Genomic DNA, 257 nt, shown 5'->3' on the forward strand with positions numbered 1-257 from the left:
CGGTTTGGAAACAGACCTTTCGCAAGACAGTTTACAAGGTGCTGCATGGTTGTCGTCAGCTCGTGCCGTGAGGTGTCAGGTTAAGTCCTATAACGAGCGCAACCCCTGTTGTTAGTTGCCAGCGAGTCAAGTCGGGAACTCTAACAAGACTGCCAGTGCAAACTGTGAGGAAGGTGGGGATGACGTCAAATCATCACGGCCCTTACGCCTTGGGCTACACACGTGCTACAATGGCCGGTACAGAGAGCAGCCACTGG

At 53.7% G+C, this 257-nt stretch carries 1 rRNA gene; it reads left to right on the forward strand.

The annotated features are described in order from the left end of the window. Positions 1 to 257 (forward strand): 16S ribosomal RNA (locus K6T82_RS24445); the annotation flags it as partial.

It is taken from the genome of Flavobacterium potami (genome assembly GCF_020026915.1).
Taxonomy (GTDB): domain Bacteria; phylum Bacteroidota; class Bacteroidia; order Flavobacteriales; family Flavobacteriaceae; genus Flavobacterium; species Flavobacterium potami.